The sequence below is a fragment of the Bacillus sp. C30 genome, assembly GCF_040838255.1.
GTDB classification, from domain to species: domain Bacteria; phylum Bacillota; class Bacilli; order Bacillales; family Bacillaceae_G; genus Bacillus_A; species Bacillus_A mycoides.
In genome coordinates this window covers 1-5452 of record NZ_JBFPJH010000223.1, presented here as the reverse complement: position 1 = coordinate 5452, position 5452 = coordinate 1, and the positions used below count along the sequence as shown (strand labels likewise).

Sequence of the window (5452 nt, the reverse complement as noted above, 5' to 3'; positions counted from 1 at the left end):
TAATAATACTCTGGAATTCGGATTCAGTTAGTCGATATCCCACTGAATTAGGTTGATCAAACTTTTTTATATCATCTCCAGGTTTTATCTTTAGTTTCCCTATTCCTTTTAAACGATCTACAATTAAGTTCACGTATGAAACATCTAGATTTGAATCCGGACTTTGCACCTTTTCATTTTTATACATAATATTTGTACTATAATTAACTTCTTCTTTATAATTTTTATCATCTACTTCCGAGGTAATTTCTTGTGTTGTATTCCCATATAAACTTTTATCTTTTATATTATATACGCCTGTCGAAGTTTGGTAGATTGTTTTACTATGCTCTCCATCTTCCTTTTGTTCAAATGTACTATATATACCTCTTTGGGTTACATACGCATACCCATCATCACTCGCAGACATAACTGTCTTCATATCCCCTTCATCCAACGCCTTTACTAATCTCTCATACTCAATCTTTGTCTCCCCAAAACCACATCCACTTAATAAACTTGCCACTATTGACACGACTATCATCACCTTAGCTTTCTTCTTTAATTTCATACTGTCACCTCGTTAGTTACTCTAGGCATTTTTAGTTTCATTATGTTCCCTTTTTGGTAGTAATACACTTCATCTTTACCTAATTGCGCTTCGTTGCTTATATATTTTATGTTGAAGATACTTTGATCATTTAATGGCATTGCGATAACTGCTGCTGTTAGTTTACTTCTCATTTTCATAGGTAGAGCTTCACGATTTCGGTCCATGTAGTCGTGGTGACCTGCTAATACAAAGTAAATACCTACTGTACGAGATAGATCAATTAAAGTTGCTGCATCCTCCATTTCTAAATAAACAAATTTGCTAAACTCTTCAACATTTGTCATGATAATGAGTTGTTTTGTGAATGTAGGAATTTCTCTATCTTCTTGTCTTGCTTGTGCTAATTCAAGAGCTCGTTCGCGAATTACTTCCATCCAATACTTCGCATGCATATTTATTTCATTTTCTTCTACAATGTAATGTGTCACATTGCCTTTATATTGAACGAAACTATACTCTGCTGTATCCACCAACGTCACACTTTCAAAATAATCTTTATTCAATTGAGATAGGATACTAGTTACAATTTGTTTTCTCATACTATCATCTACACTATAAATCATTAAATGATCATTCACCGCAATATCATGAGCTACAACTTCTACGTTTGCAAAATCAAGCCCCATTGGAATTCTTGCTGCTTGTAGAGCTTTTGTAACGTCTTTATTTTTACGATAAGTAGCAATATCAATAATTTCTGGCATCATTGGAATTGCCTTAGGACGTTCTCCATCCCATTCTCGATCCATATCATTTGCTTCTTGTTGTAATAATTGAATTTGTTGTAGTTCATCTTCTGCTTTCGTAGGCAATGCAGCCTGGAATAATGTCGGAGATTCTAGTTTTATTAACGCTCTTCCTGCTGTTTCTTCCACTTTTATATCAGATCTCCCTACAATACTAGCTACTTCACTTTGATCAATCATATATAAACAAGTTTGGATTTTAATATTATTGTACAATTGAATTCTAAGTGCGTTTTGTCGTCCTGCACTAATTAAGGTATGAATCCCTAAACTAGCACCATCTCGGACAATTTGCATAATTATCATTTCAAAACTCTCATAGAATTTCGCTTCTTTTACTGCATCATAATTATCGATTGCAATAATAATATGTGGTATTTCTTTCCCACTTGCCTTTTCATACATTTCAATATTTGCAACGTCATATTCACTTAATAATCGTTTACGATTCTTCATTTCTTGAGTTAATCTTTCAACAAACTTTAAACATTTTTCTGATTCGTCAATTGTAATCGTATCCGCTACATGAGGTAACCCTTTTAAAGGTAGAAGACCATTTGTTCCAAGGTCCACTAAATACACATGCAAATGCTCCGGACTATGCTGACGAGCTACATCCATAATGACTGATTGTAAGAATGTTGATTTTCCGTAGCCTGGACTTGAGAAGACCGCTACGTGTCCGTCTTTACTAATATCTAGTGTTAATGATGTTTGTGATTGTAATTCAGGCTGATCTAGTAGACCAACTGTTGCTTTTAATGGTTTCTTTTCTTTCGTCCATGCTTCTTTGAACTGAATAGCATGTAAGTCTTGTAGATATACGCTTTCTGGAAGTGGTGGTAACCATGGTCTAGCTAACGCTTCAATTTCATTTATTTCTGCGTAATCGTGAATGTAGTCAATAACAGCATCCAGTTCAGATGGTACGCTTATTACTTCTTTACTGCTACCAAGTCCACTTAAGTCTTCACTTAATATTTCATATTGTCCTAAATCATTTATTGCATAGATCGTTGCGTCTAAATGTTCTTTATCCTCTTTATTTTCTACATAGTCTGCTCCGCTCCAAGCTGATTGGAATAGTTCGTAAATTTCATTGTTCCCAACTTGTAAGTAAGCACGTCCTGGTAATGTAATTTCAGCAGCATCTGGTGTTTTTAAAATTTCATTACTATCTGACGTATTTTGAACTTTTAATGCTAGTTTGAATTTCGAGTTACTCCAAATTTGATCATCTACAACACCACTCGGTTTTTGCGTAGCTAATATTAAATGGATTCCGAGTGAACGACCGATACGCGCTGTTGAAACTAACTCTTTCATAAATTCTGGTTGTTCTGACTTCAGTTCCGCGAATTCATCACTAATTAAAAATAGATGTGGCATCGGTTCACTTACTAAGCCTTCTTTATACAATTTTTGATACTGATTAATATGATTTACATCATTTTCCCCAAATAATCGTTGTCTTTTTTGTAATTCAGCTTTAATTGATGCGAGCGCTCTCATACTTTGCGCTCCATCTAAGTTCGTAATTGTTCCTAATAAATGCGGTAAGTTTTTGAATAAATTCGCCATACCGCCGCCTTTATAGTCAATTAGTAGAAAGGCTACTTCGTAAGGATGGAAATTGACTGCTAGAGATAAAATATACGATTGTATAAATTCCGACTTACCTGAACCTGTTGTACCTGCTATTAATCCGTGTGGCCCGTGTGCTTTTTCGTGTAAGTTTAAATTGACGATATCTTCTTTCCCACGTAATCCAAGTGGTACAGCTAAAGATTTATGTGCTGCATTTTTCTGCCAGCGACTTGTAATGTTTAACTCTTTTATTTTTTCAACACCGTACATTTCTAGGAATGTTACGCTTTCTGGAATACTATTTTTTAAGTTTTGCAAATGGTTTAACGGTGCCAATGCACGTGAGACATCTTCTAAATTGAACCCTTTCGGTACATGATTCAATTTAAATTGACGGTTAACAAGCTCTCCTTGCTCTAAGATGATGTTCCCTTGTTTTGCATCTCTTATATCAATTACCGTTTTCACGTGCTCCGGTAAACTTTGCATAACATCTTGTACAAATACAAGTGATACACCTAATTGACTCGGATCATCATTAAAGAATTCCATAACAACATGGTCTAGTATTAGTTTTTCATCTGTAATGAGAACGACATAGTGCGGTGCAAAGTACATTTTTTCATTAGTTGAACTTTTTTCATCTAGTTTTAATTTTCGTTCTTTCAATATTTGATACAAACTATTTAACACTTGATCACGGCTACGATCATGGTATACAAATCCACGTACATTTATATCTCGAACACTTCCATGAGGTAGTCAGCGCATCCAATCCCATTTTTCTTTTTCTTCTTCAGGAAAAATAGTAATAAACTGCAAGTCATAATAACTATGGAATAAAGCGGTTTGCACAACTAATAATTGTAATTGTTCTAACACTAAAGAGCGTTGTCCAATATAGCCAACCGGTCCATTTATCAAATCTGTTACAACAGGTACATCTTCCAAAGAAAGATAACGCTGTCTTAGTTCACGTGCTATATCAATTAATTCATCTTTCGTTTGACTAAATTCTTCTTCATTAAATTGGATTTCAAAACTCGTATTAGCTTGTCCTGTCCCAACGCTAAATGTTAAGAAATCATGATGTAGCATTGTTTTTTCATATATACGTGGATTTACTTGCACAGCCATATTACGTATTACTTCAACATTTGGATTATGAAATTGTAATGCATGACGCTGCTTTTCACTTTCTGCATGTAAATCTTTCGTTTTTTGTTTTATATACTCTCTATAACTTTTATCACGTTCAACAATGTCAATTTTATATTGCTTTAAATTTTTTATATAAGATGTGACAGAAACAATAATTGTTACTAATGTCATCGCAATCGATGCGATAATAAACATTCCATATTTCATAAAGATAGCAAGTAATACTGTTACGACAATCATGACAAGAGATGGTGCAATGATTCTCGCCAAATGCTCAGTCGGTTTTGACGGCATACTTGAAGGTTTCGCAACTGTCATTTTCTCTTCTGGTTCACGATAAATAATACGTGGTGAACGATGATAGTCTGGATAACCACTTTGATAATTCGTTTCTGATTCTACTAAAATAGGTAATGTAGATTTCACGTTGTCTTCTGAGGACAATACTTGAATATCTTCACTGCCAATCTCCATCAAAACACCATCAAAATATAATTGGTCTCCTGCTTCTAACATAACGCTATCATTTAGCTTCGTATAATTATGAAATACAGCCCCGTCATATACGTTCACTTTAAAAGAATCATACAACGTTTCACGAGACAGTATTAAATCTACGCTACTCCCTGTAATAGCGATATCATCATAACTATTTTGACTGATTGTAAGAGAATGTTTCGTTCCTATATCAAACACTTTAGTTGTGCCAATAATAGATATAAAGACTTTTAAGCTCACGCCTTGATTTTTTCCAATTTCAAATTCTTTGTTGAATTCTATTAATTGACTTTCTACCATCCAAGCGTTTACTTCATTATTCCAGTTTAACTCTATTTCTTTCTCTAAACTTGGATTCGTAATATCATTTGTCCACTCTTTTCCAATCGACACTATTGATTGCTCTTTTGGATGTAATGTGCTCTTATATATTCTGTCTCCATAAGTCAATACTAATAGTTGCTCCATGCGCGTTCACTGCTCCTTTTCAACTGTCTCATCAAGTGCTTTCTTATTCTTTTTTCTCTGTGTTCGACAAATCTTTATCGCTTGATGACTTACCATATTTCTTTTTATATTCATCTAATTGTTGCTCATATGTTTTTAACTTTTGATCACGCTCTTCTCCTGACAAATCCGGATTATTTTTCAGCGATTCAATTTGTTTAACAAGGCCGTATATAATAAGCTCCGGATCATCAAGAGTCTTAGCTAAATCCAATGATTTATCAAAATTACCATTTCCGTTATACATCCAATACAGCAAATACTTTTCATCACTTTTCAAACTAATATTTTTCATAATTGATTTCTTTTGATCTTCACCTAGTTTTTCAGCTGTAATGTATGCAAATGCTAACTCATATTT

The 5452-nt window shown here is 34.0% G+C and carries 2 protein-coding genes and 1 pseudogene; all 3 read right to left on the bottom strand.

Features of this window, described 5'->3' with window-relative positions:
* Nucleotides 1-550: DUF3952 domain-containing protein (locus AB3X49_RS16900; RefSeq protein ID WP_367963525.1), on the bottom strand; the 550-nt coding region annotated here is incomplete at its 3' end.
* Nucleotides 547-5052: pseudogene (gene essC, locus AB3X49_RS16895) on the bottom strand (type VII secretion protein EssC). The gene AB3X49_RS16900 and the pseudogene essC, both read right to left, overlap by 4 nt.
* Nucleotides 5053-5095: 43 nt before the next feature.
* On the bottom strand, nucleotides 5096-5452 hold a 357-nt coding region (locus AB3X49_RS16885), incomplete at its 5' end, for a type VII secretion protein EssB/YukC (RefSeq protein ID WP_367963519.1).